At 39.2% G+C, this 16854-nt stretch carries 12 protein-coding genes; 2 read left to right on the top strand and 10 right to left on the bottom strand.

Features of this window, described 5'->3' with window-relative positions; translation table 11 throughout:
• Positions 1-274 precede the first annotated feature (274 nt).
• From C3K47_RS05830 to C3K47_RS05800, 7 genes are all read right to left on the bottom strand, one after another.
• Entirely contained in the window at positions 275-796 is a 522-nt protein-coding gene (locus C3K47_RS05830; RefSeq protein WP_103788171.1) for a TIGR00725 family protein, read from the bottom strand.
• A 79-nt stretch (positions 797-875) separates the two neighbouring features.
• On the bottom strand, positions 876-1598 hold the full coding sequence (locus C3K47_RS05825; protein WP_103788170.1) for a DUF1003 domain-containing protein: 723 nt from the start codon (positions 1596-1598) through the stop codon (positions 876-878).
• A 15-nt stretch (positions 1599-1613) separates the two neighbouring features.
• Entirely contained in the window at positions 1614-2588 is a 975-nt protein-coding gene (locus C3K47_RS05820; protein WP_103788169.1) for a polyprenyl synthetase family protein, read from the bottom strand.
• 72 nt (positions 2589-2660) lie between these two features.
• Positions 2661-4796, bottom strand: a complete 2136-nt coding sequence (rnr, locus tag C3K47_RS05815) for a ribonuclease R (protein WP_103788168.1) — start codon at positions 4794-4796, stop codon at positions 2661-2663.
• A 168-nt stretch (positions 4797-4964) separates the two neighbouring features.
• Positions 4965-5453, bottom strand: a complete 489-nt coding sequence (locus C3K47_RS05810; protein WP_103788167.1) for a DUF456 domain-containing protein — start codon at positions 5451-5453, stop codon at positions 4965-4967.
• A 93-nt stretch (positions 5454-5546) separates the two neighbouring features.
• Entirely contained in the window at positions 5547-7292 is a 1746-nt protein-coding gene (locus C3K47_RS05805; protein ID WP_103788166.1) for a DUF885 domain-containing protein, read from the bottom strand.
• A 24-nt stretch (positions 7293-7316) separates the two neighbouring features.
• Positions 7317-9074, bottom strand: coding sequence for an ABC transporter ATP-binding protein (locus C3K47_RS05800; protein ID WP_103788165.1), 1758 nt, complete (start codon positions 9072-9074; stop codon positions 7317-7319).
• A gap of 103 nt (positions 9075-9177) precedes the next feature.
• On the opposite strand from C3K47_RS05800, the gene C3K47_RS05795 reads away from it, so the two are divergent.
• Positions 9178-9774 (top strand): beta-class carbonic anhydrase, encoded by a 597-nt coding sequence (locus C3K47_RS05795; protein ID WP_103788164.1) that lies wholly within the window; start codon positions 9178-9180, stop codon positions 9772-9774.
• A gap of 271 nt (positions 9775-10045) precedes the next feature.
• Here the strand turns inward: C3K47_RS05795 and C3K47_RS05790 are convergent, their stop codons facing one another.
• The 3 genes from C3K47_RS05790 to pbpC all read right to left on the bottom strand — a co-directional run bounded on the left by C3K47_RS05790 (position 10046) and on the right by pbpC (position 15989).
• A complete protein-coding gene (locus C3K47_RS05790; RefSeq protein ID WP_103788191.1) occupies positions 10046-10756 on the bottom strand; it encodes a ribonuclease H-like domain-containing protein in 711 nt (236 codons plus the stop codon).
• 63 nt (positions 10757-10819) lie between these two features.
• A complete protein-coding gene (locus C3K47_RS05785; RefSeq protein WP_103788163.1) occupies positions 10820-13348 on the bottom strand; it encodes a DUF5686 and carboxypeptidase-like regulatory domain-containing protein in 2529 nt (842 codons plus the stop codon).
• 253 nt (positions 13349-13601) lie between these two features.
• Positions 13602-15989 (bottom strand): penicillin-binding protein 1C, encoded by a 2388-nt coding sequence (gene pbpC, locus C3K47_RS05780; RefSeq protein WP_103788162.1) that lies wholly within the window; start codon positions 15987-15989, stop codon positions 13602-13604.
• 227 nt (positions 15990-16216) lie between these two features.
• Here pbpC and C3K47_RS05775 point away from each other — a divergent pair, with 227 nt between their 5' ends.
• Positions 16217-16834 (top strand): c-type cytochrome, encoded by a 618-nt coding sequence (locus C3K47_RS05775; RefSeq protein WP_103788161.1) that lies wholly within the window; start codon positions 16217-16219, stop codon positions 16832-16834.
• The last annotated feature ends 20 nt before the right edge of the window (positions 16835-16854 follow it).

The raw sequence follows: 16854 nt of genomic DNA, 5'->3' as shown, positions 1-16854 counted from the left end.
GAAAAAGTTATAGTACGCCCCTTGTGAGGGCTCCAAATGGCTCCGTTTGACCCAAAACTAAACCTGATTGCAGTGGAAAGCCCTTGTGCGAATGCCATCAGCAAGGGCAAAAGGCTTGCAACGCAAAGCGGGACGAATGTTTGTAAATGGAATGATTAAATGGTTTTCAAAAGATTTTTTACTTAAGCTACAACTCAACCTAATTATCTTTTAAACAATGAGAGGTTGATGCTTTACAACATCAACCTCTTTATACATACTCCTTATATCTATATTAGTTCAATATATCTTCTAAATGGAGCCAATCACTTACCTTTTTTTCCAGTTCACGAATATTTTCACAAGAGATAACAACATCGTGCCTTAATGAATCAAGCTGTTTGCCGGCAAACTCCTGTGCATAGCCTCCGTACGCCTTTAAAGCAAAAATGGGCTTATTCTGCATCCAGGCAAAACACATTTCAGAAAGTGTTGCAGCTCCTCCTCCTATCACAATTATTAAATCTCCGCAGAGAATATTTACATAACTGCGTGCATGGCCTATACCCGTTGGAATTACCACTTTACAATAAGAGTTAGCTTTTATACTCTCTTCAAACGGCAAAATACCCACTGTTAAACCACCGGCTTCAGCAGCGCCTTTACTTGCTGCCTCCATTATACCTCCCCTGCCCCCAGTAACAACGGTAACCCCTAACTTTGCCAGGATAGCACCAACAGCCTCGGCAGCCGTGAGTGCTTCCGGTTCGGCGTCCGAATCTCCAATAACAGTAGCTTGTATTCTGCTTACATTCATAAACTAAAAAACGTGTTTTAAGCTTTCAGCTGCTAAATTCTCAAAATTAGCTTAAAATTGAAAATGAGTTGGTGGTTGTTTAACCAGTGCTTTGAGTTTTAATACTCTTAATTTCATTTATTATTTCATCCATCATATCCATTTGTATTTTCTGAATTTGAATCAGCTCCTGCTGTTGATGAATGATTAAATGGTCTATTTTCTCATGCAACATCCTGATCTCCAATTCTGATTTCAGGTTGATCATGTAATCTTGCTTAGCTCGCTGCCTGTCCTTCTCTTCTTGCCGGTTTTGGCTCATCATAATTACCGGTGCCTGAAGAGCCGCCAGACATGAAAGAATCAGATTCAGCAAAATAAATGGATATGGATCGTAGCCCTTATTTAAAAACCAGAATACATTTACAGCCATCCAAACACAAATAAACGAAAGGAAGATAATAATGAAAGTCCAGCTTCCACCAAAATCGGCAATTTTATCGGCCAGCCTCTGCCCGAAAGTAAGCTGCCGGCTTTCGTCCAACTTATCGGTAATTGTTGATTTGTTCCTGATTTGTTTAAGCACGTTTTGCTCCAAATCAGTTATTTGAGTTACATCTTTCAGCAAAAAATCCTCAATGTACTTCTGCCTATAATGATTAAGCTCCCAAATGGAAATCTTACTAGCCAAACTAAACCCTGGACATTCTTCATTAATAATAGTAAAGACATTGGGAGGAATGGAACTTCCAAGCATACATTCCTGAATCGGGAATTCTTCTCCTGAAATATCACTTATGAAATTCTCTATCTTCTTATTCATCTTATAAGAAAACTATTAGTGTTCCCTAACCAACAATTGGTTGGCAAATTCATCCAGCAGTTGTTTCCTCTCGGAAGCTATATTTATCTGGTTTAAATGACCTAAAGCCAAATTCACATACCGCAGCATTTCAGCTTCGGCCAGCTCCTTTACATTTAACTGATTATAAATACCGGTAATAGCATTTACCTTTTGTTCACTAATAAACACTTCGGTATTTAACCATCTTTCTAACGAAATTAATGTCTCGGCATCAGCCAGTTCAAGCGCTTTGATCAGCAAAAATGTTTTTTTATTGGCGATAATATCACCACCAACCTGTTTGCCAAATTTTTCGGGAGCGCCATAAACGTCCAAAATATCATCCTGAAGCTGAAAAGCGATTCCTAAATTTTTACCAAACTGATATAAATGTTCTGCATCAGTTTCAGAAGCATTGCCCAATAACGCCCCGATCTGTAAAGAAGCACCCAATAAAACGGCCGTTTTCAATGCAATCATATTTACATATTCTTCGACCTGAACCGTTTTATACTGTTCGAAATTCATGTCGATCTGCTGACCTTCACAAACCTCAGCAGCTGTTTTATTGAAAATATTTAGTACAGGCCTTAAATACTTATCTGGAGACTGCATCATTAACTCATAAGCTTTAACCAGCATTACATCACCCGACAAGATGGCTACATTAGCATTCCATTTTTCGTGTACGGTTTCTTTACCACGTCGGATGGGGGCATTATCCATAATGTCATCATGCATCAGCGTGAAATTATGGAACACTTCTAATCCCAGGGCTGGAATTTTCGCCTGTTCTATTTCATTAGAAAACAAATTGCAACCCATTAGCGTAAGCACAGGACGCATGCGCTTTCCTCCTATTGCCATCAGGTAACGGATGGGTTCATATAGTTCGGCAGGAGTTACCGGTAAGCTTAATCCTTCTACTTCTTTACTTATTATTTCTTGCAGCTCTTTTATTGAATACATGCTAGTTTGAAGAAATGGCTAGATTGTTATCTTTTTAAAGAAAAGAATATATCTATTTGTTTAATAAAATGATTAATGGTGATTTAAAACCATTGTAAAATCGATTTGACGTTTAATAAGATTAACCGACTTTACTCTAATCTTTACTGTATCACCCAACTGGTATTTTTTCTTTTTTCGCTGACCAATGATGCAATAATTGGCTTCATCCAATACATAAAAATCATCATTCATATCCCTAAGCCTGATCATTCCCTCACACTTATTATCAACAATTTCAACGTACATTCCCCATTCGGTCACTCCTGAAACAATGCCATCAAACTCTTCACCGATATTGTCTTTTAAATATTCAGCTTGTTTATATTTAACTGAAGCTCTTTCGGCTTCGGCGGCTTTTTTCTCCATTTGTGATGAATGCTCACACATTTTCTCGAATTGATCAGCGTTAGCCGATTTAGCCTTTGCCAGGTATTGGGCTAACAAACGATGCGACATTACATCCGGGTACCTGCGAATAGGAGAAGTGAAATGAGTATAATAATCAAAGGCCAAACCATAATGGCTGCTTTTTTTAGTGGTATAAACCGCCTTAGCCATTGAGCGAATAGCGAGTGAAGTAAGGACATTTTGTTCTTTTTTGCCAACTACATCATCCATCAGAAAATTCAATGATTTTGAAATCTCCTTATGGTTTTTTGTACTGATCTTATATCCAAACCTCGATGCAAATTCAGAGAATTTGGCCAGCATGGTTTCATCGGGTGCATCGTGCACACGATAAACGTAGGTATATGCATGCTTTTTAGGTCCCAGCTTAGCTACAAATTCAGCTACACGACGGTTAGCCAAGAGCATAAAATCTTCAATCAGCTTGTGAGCATCTTTACGCTCTTTAACATACACACCAATTGGCTTTCCAAGCTCATCAAGCTTAAACTTCACCTCAGTGGTTTCAAAATTTATGGCTCCAGCGGCATAGCGATGATCGCGTAAAATATAGGCCAGCTTATTTAAAGTCAAAAGTTCTGATGAAAACTCACCTTCTTTCCCCTCGAGTATTTCCTGAGCCTCTTCGTAGGTAAATCGTCTATCCGAATTGATCACTGTTCTGCCGAACCATTCATTCACAATATTGGCCTTTTCGTCCATTTCGAAAACAGCAGAAAAAGTCAATTTTTCTTCATTCGGGCGCAATGAACAAACGCCATTCGATAAACGTTCAGGTAGCATTGGAATTACCCGATCGACCAGGTAAACCGAGGTGCCACGTTCCTGAGCCTCTTTATCCAATAAGGTATCCGGTAAAACGTAATGCGAAACATCGGCAATGTGAACGCCGATCTCAAAGTGACCATTATCAAGTTTGCGGAAAGAAATAGCATCATCAAAGTCTTTGGCATCAATTGGGTCGATGGTAAAAGTGGTGATAGCTCTAAAATCTTTACGCTTGGCAATTTCTTCCTCAGTAATTATATCTGAAATTTGATTTGCCTCTTCCTCAACGTTTGAAGGAAACTTAATTGGGAAACCAAAATCAGCCAATATGGCATTCATTTCGGTATTATTCTCTCCCGGACGGCCCAGCACATGAACAATTTCGCCGATCGGATTTTTAGCTCCTTGCGGCCAGTCGGTAATACGCGCGATGGCCTTATCGCCATCTTTTACATTTTTAAGACTTTGCTGCGGAATAAAGATATCGTGAAGCATTTTGCGGTCGTCAGGAACCAGGAAGCCGAATTTTCCTTCAACGGTTACCAATCCTGAAAACTCAAACTTGGCACGATCCAAAATTTCAACTACCTCCCCTTCCGGCTGTCGTCCATTATTCTTGGCATATACAAAAATCTTTACGGTATCGCCATGCAATGCATTTCGCAGCTTACGTGGAGCGATAAAGACATCCTGATCGAGTTCAGGAGTTACTACATAAGCTGAACCTGATGCTGCCATATCAATACGGCCCACCACATAGGTTTTTAAAGATTTGATCTGAAATTTCCCCGGTGTAGGTTCGCTTAAAGTGCCCTGTTTAACTTCGGCCCTTAAAACTTCGAGAATCACTTTTCTCGACTCATCATCGTTTACATTTAGTTTGGCGCTTACTTGCTTATAATTTAGCGCTTGGTTAGGATGCTGCGATAAGATGTTGACTACAAGCTGTGTAAACACCTGGCGCAATCCTTTCATATGTTTTTTCGCCATGAAACGAAGATATGAAAAGGAAGTTAGAAGTTAGAAGGGAGATTTTAGAAGTTAGAAGGACAATTTTAGAAGTTAGATTTTAGAAGTTAGATTTTAGAAGTACGAAATTGGATTTTAGATTTTGGTACTATGAAAGGCATTCTAAAATCGTAAATCCGAAATCGTACTTTAAAAATAGCTTACCAGCCAATCTTTGATAAAATAAAAGGCAAAGACAATGCAAACAGCCATTTTCATTACCGTTCCGGCGATGAAGCCCAGGAAAGCTCCCCAACCTGAACGAATAGCTTTCTTCACATCTTTATTATCATGGATCAGTTCTCCTATAAATGCTCCAACAAAAGGACCTAGAATTATGCCCAAAGGCCCTAAAAACAAGCCAACAATTAATCCAACAGTAGCTCCTCTTTGTCCGTAAGCCGTACCACCAAGTTTCTTTGTGCCATAAATCGGGATATAATAATCTAAAACTGCTACAATAAGAACCACAATAGCTGTGATCACCAGAAACTGTGTGCAGTATTGAACCTTATCAGTAAAATGCAAAAGCAATAAGGCCAACCAGCTAACGGGAGGGCCTGGTAAAGCAGGCAAAAAGCTTCCGAGGAAACCAATAATTAAACATAACAGACCCAATGCAATTAGAATTATATCCATTTTGATAATTGTGATGAGGAATAAATAAACAAAAGACTCTTTCTGATAATTTCAAAAAGAGTCTTTCATTATTAAAAATGCAAATTAAAACGACTAGTTAGTCTCATTTAACATCAGTTCTTTAATATATTTAACCGGAGCGCTACCGTAACTTAAGAATTTCTCATGAAAAGCTTTCAGGTTAAACTTATCACCCTCTTTCTTTTTCAACTCTTCTCTAAGGTTATAAATTTCGGTAAAGCCGGTAAAGTACGAAGTAAGCTGAACCTGTGTTACACTTACTCGTTTCCATTTCCCAGTAGCTTCCGCTTGTTGCTGAAATGCCTCATAGGTTAATAGCTTAATGGCATCTTCCTTACTCATCTCTTTAACATGTACATTATAATCAAGCAAAGTATTACAAAGCGTGCGTAAATGCCATTTATAATACATCAGCCACATTTCGGGCTCGTTGTTGCCATAACCAGATTCCAACATCATTCGCTCCGTATAAACGGCCCAACCTTCCACCATTGCTCCGTTACCAAAAACAGATTTAATAATACTAGGAGACTGATTTGAGTAAACCAACTGGGTATAATGACCCGGAATAGCTTCGTGAATGTTTAATATTTGTAAGATATATTGGTTGTATTCACGCAAATAACTTTCGGATTGGTCTTTTGGCCAACCATTTAAGCTTCCTACATTGTAATAGGTATTTGCCTCTTTATCATACGGACCAGGAGCACTGATAGACGCACCTGCAACACCAGCCATATAAGCAGGCTCTTTACGCACAACCAGTGGTTTTGATGGATCGATATACAAGAGGTCTTTCTGCTTAACAAACTCCACCAACTGAGGAATTTGTTTTTCGATAGATGCCTGAAAATCTTCCGGCTTAACATGCTTAACAGATAGAGTGTCAATCATTTTACGGATCATCACCAGCTTATCGGTTGGTTTTGGCGTATTTCCAAAATACTTAGGCCATAATTGCTCCGTAATTTTAGCCATCTCAGCGTGAATCTCGGCTTTACGCTTGGTAGCAATAGCATAAATCTCATCAGCTGTATAAGATGACTGAATGTCGTATTCGAATTTCTTCGGATATAAATCCTTTCCTAAACGAAAACTTCTAGGATGATCATTTTTAAGATTCTTCAACCATTCAGCATAACCTTTCACTGCATTTAAAGCTGCGGCTGAACGATCGGTCAAATCTTTTTTCTCAGTTTCCGACAATCCAGATGTTTTCACTGAATCGATCAAATCGGTAGCAAAAACAGCTGAGCCACCTAAATTCTGATCAATTGCCAATTGGGTATGTTCAACAGTTGGATTTTTAATATTGCTTTTTGCAGCCTCATAATAAGCTGGAACATTCACCAATTTCAATGAGATGCTTCGTAAACGATCATCAAGCTTGGCATATTTTTCACCCAACATATATGAAAACGTTTCGCAAACATTATAATTGGATGGGTTCCACTCGCCCGATCTCATTTCCTTAATTCTCCATTCGGTGCTTTTTAGCTGATTCTCGATCATTTGATAATCAGTTTTATTGGCATCAGAAAGAGAATTCAAATCAAACTGTTTTAATGAATCGAGGTTTGCTGCTGAGAATGCCAATTGCTCATTGTTGTAGGTTGCATTAGGAACTTTTAGCACACTATCAAACTTATGGTAACCCTGAGAAGTAGCAAAATCAGGATAAAGTGCCCAGTAATTTTCAATAAAGCGACCTTTAAAAGCATCGAACCCTTGATCTGTATTGGCAGATTGCGTTGTCTTGCTCTCCTTACAGGCAACCAGGCTAATTCCGGCAAGCAATAAAAATGTTGTTTTCTTCATATATTATAATTGGTTTTTGTTTGACTATACTTTTAGCAATTTGCCTTTGGGAATTGCATCAATTAAGCGTTTCGTGTATTCTTTCTGTGGATGATTGTAAATCTGGTCAGGATCACCCATTTCTTCAATTCGCCCCTTATTCATCACCACCATTCGGTCGGAAATAAACTTCACTACTGATAGGTCATGCGAAATAAAGATATAAGTAAGGTTAAACTCTTCACGAAGTTCAATCAGCAAGTTTAAAACCTGAGCCTGCACCGAAACATCCAAAGCCGAAACCGACTCGTCGCAAATAATAAATTTAGGATTTAATGCTAAAGCTCTTGCAATACAAATGCGCTGGCGCTGGCCACCCGAAAACTCATGCGGATAGCGGTTGAAATGCTCATCCTTCAACCCTACCCTGCGAAGCAATTCAAGCACCCTGGCCTTGCGTTCCCTATCATTATTAAAAACCTTATGCACCTGCATTGGTTCCATAATGGAGCTACCTACCGTTAAACGAGGGTTCAGGGATGAGTAAGGATCCTGAAAAATGATTTGCACATCTTTGCGTAATTCACGCATCTGCTCATTGGAAAGCCTCCGCAGATCTCGACCCTCAAACAGAATGGTTCCGCCTGTTGGCTCCACTAATCTTAAAATACTGCGCCCTAAGGTAGTTTTTCCACAACCCGATTCGCCTACCAGTCCTAATGTTTCACCCGGATACACATCAAACGATATATCATCTACCGCCTTTACATAGTCCTTTACCTTTCCAAAAACACCCTGCTTTACCGGAAACCAGGTTTGCACTTCTTTCAGTTTTAGCAATGGTTTCTGTTTGTAAAGTTTCTTTTTTCTGTTCTCCCGCTCATCAGGCTTAAATCCAAAGGCATTATCCAGGTTATTGATATCAGTTGCCGTTTCTGTAATTGCACCATTTCCATCAACCAGCATAAAGTCGGCAACAGTTGGCAATTTTTTAAGCTGAAGATTTGCAGCGGGACGACAAGCCAACAATCCTTTGGTATAAGGATGCTGCGGACGATGAAACACCTGAGCAGCATCTCCCTGTTCCATTACCTTGCCTTTGTACATCACCACTACTTTATCCGAAATTTCAGAAACCAGTCCCAAATCGTGAGAGATGAATATCATACTCATTCCACGATCGTTTTTAAGCTTTTTAAGTAGTTCTATTATTGTTTTCTGAACCGTAACATCTAAAGCTGTTGTTGGTTCGTCGGCAATTAGTAGCTGGGGATTACAAGAAAGTGCCATTGCGATCATTACCCGTTGTTTTTGTCCACCGGAAACCTGGTGTGGGTAAGCGTCAAACAATTGTTCGGCCCGAGGTAATTGCACTTCATTAAATAATTCAATAGTTTTTTGCCGGGCGGTAGTTTTATCAACTCTTTGGTGTAACCTTATGGCTTCGGCCACCTGATCACCTAAAGTATAAACCGGATTGAGTGAGGTCATAGGCTCCTGAAATATCATGGCAATTTTATTTCCACGGTATTCCCTGATCTGTTCCTCTGAAAGTGTTAAGAGGTTGATTGACCTGCCTTCTTCGGTAAACCATATTTCTCCTTCATTACGGCCATTAGCTTTTGCAATTAACTGCATAATCGACAAGGAAGTTACTGATTTGCCTGAACCCGACTCACCAACAATGCCAATTACTTCTCCCTGGTTTAATGAAAAGTTAATATCCTTAACGGCTGTAACCCAGCCATCTTCGGTTTTAAAATGTGTATAAAGATTCTTTACCTCAAGAATTTTGGTTGACATGGCTGCAAAATAACTATTTTAAAAAAGGTTTTAAGTTTTCTTAATAACAATTCATAAAACGTTGTATATTTAATATACTTAATCTATAGAATTAATATTTATTATGACACAGCAAGCATATAGTAAGATACATCAGGAAGTACTTGATGCAAATGTTGAATACGTTTCAAGCTTTGGAGAGAAAGGTCAACTGTCTCTCCCTCCCGCTAGAAGATTCACCATTTTAACATGCATGGATGCAAGACTTGATCCCGCTAAATACGCTGGCCTTTCAGAAGGAGATGCGCACGTAATCAGAAATGCAGGTGGCAGGGCTAGCGATGATGCCATACGCTCGCTAATCATATCTTATAAACTTCTGGGTACCCAAGAATTTTTTGTAATCCATCATACTGACTGTGGAATGCAGCTTTTTACTGATGATATTATCAGAGATTTACTCAGTACAAGTTTGAAAACAGCTACTGTTGATGAAAAAGGATGGAAAAATGTGACAAATGAAGGAGGCTCGACTGAAGGAAAGTTTATTTCATTCTTAACTTTTAAGAATTTAGAAAGTAGTGTAACTGAAGATGTGAAACGAATTAGAAATCATCCTTTGATTCCAAAGCATATACCTGTTTATGGTTATATCTATGATGTTAAAACAGGAAAATTAATTGAAGTTAAAGAAGCTACTGAAGTAGGTAGAGCTAGTTAAAATAGTTTCAGCCACCTGATATTCTATTAGACTTAGCTACAAAAAGCAATTAATATTCGATGTAAAGAGCTAATTTGGGATTAGCTTTTTACTTTACTTAAAACTAAATTCATTGTTCGGAAGTCAACAAACTCCACTTTCATTTCAATAAGTTGCCGTACTTCCTATTAATGGATCTCCTGTCCCAATGTCTTTAATAGACCCTGTATTTCAATATTATTTTCTGAGGTTAAACTAACCGCCATTTGTCCTTCCACAATACTTCTAAAAACTAAACCCTCTCCACTTTTTCAACTTCGATAAGTGGTTTTCCTTTGAATTTGAGCAGAATTTGAGCCACCGTAATTACGTCTTTCTCACAATAAGTTCGAATTCGTTCCAAGTCCTGGTCAAGCCAGTAAACCTGGCCCACCATGCTACCGTCAATATCATCTTTAGGAGTAGGAATATTAAAAACCGCTGCTAACAGACGAAGAGAAGTATAATTTTTATAATCGCCGAATTTCCAAAGTTCCATGGTATCCAAAAAATTGGTTTCCCAGGGTTTTTTACCTGCATTGTTCAACAACTCAGGAATCTCAACACCGTTTATCAGCATACGGCGCGATAAATAAGGAAAATCGAATTCCTTTCCGTTATGCGCACAAAGAATTGAAGTATGTTTTTGCCGATTTAAAAGATTGGCGAATTCGGTGAGAATGTCCTTTTCATCATCACCATAAAATGATTTAACCCGAAACTTCATTCCTTCATCATCCTCTATGATCCGCCCAATTGAAATGCAGATGATCTTACCAAATTCGGCATAGATGGCCGCTCGTTGATAAACATCAGCCGGTGCTTGATCCTCTTTCCTAAAATATCCTGATTTTATCTCCCATAACTGTTGGAGCTCCTGATCAAGCTGATTAAAATCAGGACTTTGAGAAACGGTTTCGATATCAATAAAAAAGATATTCTTTACAGACAGGTTATTCAACATTGCAATAGCATTTATTAACAAACAGTAATCCCTCCTTACCGTTAGCAATAAATAAACCAGTAATTATAAGCTCACTTTGGCTGCTAATTTAATACCTCCGCTCGCCTCTCCGGCTATATTATACGACAAACGTTCAAAATATCCTACAGATAAGAACCTGAAAATGTTATCGATACTTGCTCCTACTTCAACATAAGGCTTATCAAAAGTCAGCGATTTTAAGCCCATTGGAGTTTTTGACTCCCATTCATTTAATAGCTTCTGATTTTCCTCTCTCAACCCTCCAAAGACTAATCCGGTATAAACACTTGTACGACAACCGAAGTAACGGCTTAACTGAGCCATAACCGGAATTCGGTCGCACAATGGCGAGTCAAAAGAATGGTTCCAGTTCAAGGCAACATAATGGTCACTAACAAATTCGGCATATTTCATTTGGTTGAAACCTCGATCATATAACAGATACGACTCGTTGCCCTGATGAGTTCTGAGCAATGGAAAGGGCGCCTTTGAAAAGACATACCCTGCGTTAACCTGAAAAAACGAATGTCCTAGTCCAGCTACATTTATATTTTTTTGGGTGATATTGGTATATACTTTCTGATAATTGTATTGCCCTTTAAACAATCCTTTAATACCGGCTGCCAACCAAAGGGTAATTCTGGGAAACTCCATTCCGCCAACATTGATCTGACGGTTATTCTTCATCCTGATCTTTTTCCTGGTTTTCAAAAACGAAGTTTCAATTAGCATTTCGGAATAAGTAAGGCTGTTGCCTTCGTGCAGTTCATAATCATTTGCTTCATCAAGCCCGGTATTCACGAATGAGATCTTTTGGCGAAGACTTTCGTTCAAATCCGTTTCGAACCAAAACTTATATTGCTGCTGGTAAAAAGGCGAACGATCAGACACCTTTCCCCAGCGAGTGGTTGTTGAATAGATCTCGCGCATAAATGCATTTCCGTTAACCCATTCGCTGTTATTTTCACCAACCAAATTGAGCGGCAAAATGTCGTAATTAACACTTGCTCCCCATATCGAATTGTTCTTATCCCTGTTCCGGTAAACAGCTTCTGAGTAATATTTGATCTGCTCATCTTGAATACCATAAGCAATAGAACCTGACAGTTGCCAATTTTTATGAAAGTATTGATTGGTACGCATTGCAAAGCCAGGCCTAAAACCTTCAATATTATTCCACATGGCTAAGCGAGTAACCGGGCCTATATCCACTTTACCGGTAGTATAGTGCATGGTACTAATGACCGTTGCCAATTTCACATTTTGCTTTACTGCGCTTAAATTACGCATGGCATCAATTTGAGTAAAAACTGCTGTCGGTGCCGAGTTTACACCATTAGCGTTAACCACAAACTTTCTTCTCTCAAGATCAATTTCCGGAACTACCGAATCTCCTAACGATTGTTCGTAAAATGCTGCTGCATGCGCATTATTTACGCTAAAGTTTGAATTTAATGTCAGGTAGCTGATATGCAATCGAGGCAAAAGATGCTGAGGGTCTACAACTTCGGCCTTTGACAAAGTTCGAAGGGGCATCCAGGTATCGTTTGTTTTAGTTAAGATCTGGTCGATCCTTAAGTTTTCAATGAAATTGATCGTTGTTTTCTTACTAGTTCTCAAATCGGCTTTAACGAGGGCAAGATCATCCAACGACAACCATATTGTACCGGTAAATGCCAGTGCTGCAGGATTATGAGGTTTTATGTCGATACGATAACACCAATAGCCCTCTACCAGGTCACTATCGGCTTTTAATTTATACTTGTAATTGAAAATGCATCCATCACCCAAGGGTGATGAAAAATCCTTTGACAAGATCCGGATGTAGTTTCTATAGAAATTATAGTTATTCAGTTTACCTGTTAGCAGTTCTCCGGCAGCGTCAATATCATCGATACCTATGCCTTTAATATTTTTACCTACCACATCTTCACGAGTGGCATGTGGGTTGTTTAGCTGATAAACATTGCTGTAGGTTTCGGCAGCAACAATTGGAATGAGTGAATGACCGGCACTATCTTTCGGTACATTCAACTCTTTTGCCTTTTGCCTCATTTCTTTAAAAATGCGCATATTTTGAATGGAAGAGCTGTCGGCACTGTTCATATAACTTTCTACCCTGCTATAGCTTTCATATTCATAGGCATTGAGTTTATCGCAATTATTGAACTTCCTTTTTCTCAATGCTTCCCTGATAATATCATAAGCCGGATCCTCCCGTTTTGAGGAGACAATATACTCCGAAAGCATTACGGCATCGGGGACAACTTTAATTACAAGGGTATCCTTATTACTTTTAGGCAGTTCTATTATTTTACGCTTGTAGCCAACAAAATTCACTTCCAACGAATCCGAAATATATTGTGGAAGTACAATTGTAAAGCTTCCATCCGCACCCGCAATTGTCCCTTTACCTTTTACTTTTAATAATGAAATACTGGCACCAGGTAAAGGATCACCGTATTGTTCATCCACAACTTTCCCTTTTAAAACCCATTGTGCATTAGCCAATGAGGGCAAACAAAACAAGAACAGCAGCAATAGTTTTAAAGAGAAACTCTTATAATTCATCAAATTGGTTGGTTTAGATTTAGCGAAAAACGAGGCGTAAGCTAATATTAACCCTTTTTTAAGATGGGTAATTTATGCTGCAATTAAATGATTAGAATTTAAAAAATAAATGCCAAGAGGCAATTTTTATAACTTTTATGAATTATACGATTAGTTCCGTTAACTAAAAAGTGCTGAATAAGGGATAAAACAAAGATCGTAAAGTTGCTTGAAGCCCCCGGTAGCTAAAGATTTTTCGTATAATCGGTTGAGATTATTTCTGTAAAATTTCAAATCTTAACTCAAGTCGTTCACCATTTTCATCCACCAAGGTAAGTTTATGTTTACCCGGCCTAGGATTAACAGCTATTTGATGGAAGCTTTTGGTGGTTTCTATAAATTGATCATCTATATGCCAAAATATTTTAGCCTGCGCATTGCGGTGAGCCGCAGAGAAAATGGTTTTACCTTTTGTTTCATCGAATTCAACAGGCACATAAATTTTCGAACCATTTTTTGGATAGATAATTTCCATAGCCACACCCTGGTCATCGGCTCCGGTACAGTCGGGTTTGAATGGAGGTAAAGACTTATAGTATTGATTTTTCGATTTATAATACCATTCCATTGAAGGAGGCAGTACAAACCACGATTTATTTTGCATAAGCTCAGGCATTTCACAGTCGGCATCAACCCTGTACATCCCTGTTCGGTCTAAATGAATCAATTGATGAAAAGGACATATTTTGGTATTAATGCCTGCTTTAGGCACCCAAACAGAGTCGGTCATTTCGCAATATCGACCTGCTTTATAGCCGCTTAAACGACAAACATTTAGTTTTCTGAGTTTATCATATGGAGGATCAAACCAGTTTCCTGCAGGAAGCAAACGAAATATATCAAACAAAATCGGAGCTGCTGCAGAAATTCCTGTCAACCCAGGCCGGCCTTCACCATCAGCATTTCCAACCCAAACAGCTACCACGTATTTAGGCGTAAGCCCTATGGCCCAGCCATCCCTAAAACCGAAACTGGTTCCAGTTTTCCAGGCAATGCGTTGCGATGAACTAAACTGCTGCCACAATAATTCTTCACCCGGGCGCATTACTTCTTCCATGGCATTAAAAGTGGCCCAAATTGCTCCCGCATCTAATACTCCATGATCTTGTAAGCTTCCGTCATTACGTTCCTTTGTATTTTGATTCAAGCAATAAATAGGTTTATGAATATCTTCAGGGGCATACTTTCCATTATCTCTACTTTGATGATTAAGTATCCGCGCCAAACCGGCATAGATCCCTGCTAAATCCCACATCGAGTTTTCGCCACCACCTAAGATCAATGATAAGCCATAATGCCCTGAAGGTTTATTTAAAGTAGAAACTCCCAGTTGTTTCAGTTTATCATAGAAACGCTCAAAACGATATTGCTGAAGCATTTTCACAGCAGGAATATTTAATGAACGCGCCAGCGCCCGTGACGCAGGTACGGCTCCGTCATAACCAAGATCATAGTTCTCAGGAGTGTATCCGGCAATTTGTGTGGGTATATCCGCAATAAGAGTATTAGGAAGAATATCGCCTTCAGTTAACATGGATGCGTAGAGCAAGGGCTTTAATGTACTCCCCGGACTGCGTGGGGCTGGAATAATATCAACCTGGCTTTCACTACCGGCACCAATTACATTGCCCCCATAAGCCAACGCATTTCCCGTTTCAACATCCAATACCAATGCCGCTGCATTTTCAATCCCATTGGCTTTAAAATATACATAATGCCGACTTAAGATATCCGTCACTTTCTGTTGTAAATCGAGTTGCAGCGTGGTTCGCGTTCGCGTTTCAGTAAATAACTCCGGTTTGTCTTTATAATCGATCTTAAATCTGTTCAGCAAATGCGGAGCAAATTTTGGCAAAGAAAGCGGACGATCCGGGATGGGTTCGAGCTTGGCCAGATCGCAAGTACTTTTATCGATAATGTGTTTGCTTACAAGGTTATCGAGCAGTTTATTACGTTTTTGCTGTAATAACAACCTGTTTTTACCCGGGTGCACCAATGACGGGCTATTTGGCAAAACTGCCAGGGCTGCCATTTCACCCCAGCTCAGGTCTTCCGGAGACCTGCCGAAATATCGCCAGGCAGCTGCATCCAGGCCAACTACATTTGTTCCAAAAGGAGCATTAGAGGCATAGAGTGCTAATATTTCATCCTTTGAATAAGAAAGTTCTAAGCGAACTGCTAGCACCGTTTCCACAATTTTCTGCCAAAAAGTACGCGGTTTATTTCTTGACAGGCGAATGACTTGCATCGTTAAAGTGCTTCCACCGCTAACTACACTTTTAGCTTTAATATCTTGCTTTATTGCCCGGCCCATGGCAATCGGATCAATGCCGGGATGGTAAAAAAAACGCTTGTCTTCAAAAGAAGTTATGCATTTGACAAACTTTTCGGAAACAAGTTCATTGTGAGGAAAGCGCCATTGACCATCTGACGCAATAGAGGCTCCCATTAACTCGCCTTTACTATCTTCAATAACAAAGCTGGTGGGGGTATTAAATAATTTGCGAGGCAGGGCAAAGAAGGTGAACCAAATAAGTCCAATCAAAATAAGGCTATATGTTATTTTTTTCGTTTTTGATAGGTCTTTCAGCTTTTGCAACATGATGTAAATATAGAAATGAGATCAATTGAACTACGATTTCTATTACAAATTTTGAGCTTTTGATCTGCTTTATTTATAATCATCTCTCTCATCCTAAAGTATCAGAAATTACTTATCCGTAAGCTCACTCCCTTCTTTAGAAATATTTTTGATTGAAACACAGCGGTTTAACTCGTTAAAACATCAAAACATTTTGTAGATTAATAGTTCATAATCAACTTATTAACATGAAAAACAATCTAAAAAAACGCAGCTATCTACTAATATTAGTATGCATTGGCGGCCTGGAATTAATGACCTATTGCTCAAGTCAACCCAAACAACAAGAAGAAACACCAACAAAAGAGCAGCAAATAGAAAGAGGACGCTATTTGGTAACTGCAGGCAGTTGTAATGATTGTCATTCCCCGAAAATTTTTACTGAGCAAGGTCCAATAGTTGACTCCACGAAATTATTATCAGGTCACCCAGCCGGAAGCAAGCTTCCTCCTATCGACCCCAAATCCACCAGTCCGGCTGATTGGATACATATGAGCCAAGATGCAACTGCTTTTATCGGCCCCTGGGGATTATCTTATGCCGCTAATTTAACACCTGATGAAACCACCGGTCTTGGAGCCTGGACAGAAGAAGTATTCATAAAAACCTTGAGAACGGGCAAACATTTAGGTTTGGATACAGGCCGACCTATTATGCCTCCAATGCCTTGGTTTTTCATAGGTAAATTGAATGATGAGGATTTGAAAGCTGTTTTTGCTTATCTCAAATCAATTCCGGCTGTCAACAATCAAGTGCCTGCACCGGTGGCACCTCCGGAAGTTGCCAAAATGGTTACATCTAATTAGATCCCAGTAAAAGCGAATTT

Origin of the sequence: Solitalea longa (genome assembly GCF_002920915.1) — a bacterium.
In the GTDB taxonomy this organism is placed as follows: Bacteria; Bacteroidota; Bacteroidia; order Sphingobacteriales; family Sphingobacteriaceae; genus Solitalea; species Solitalea longa.
Note: the sequence above shows the minus strand (reverse complement) of the source record. Positions and strands in the feature narration are given on the sequence as shown.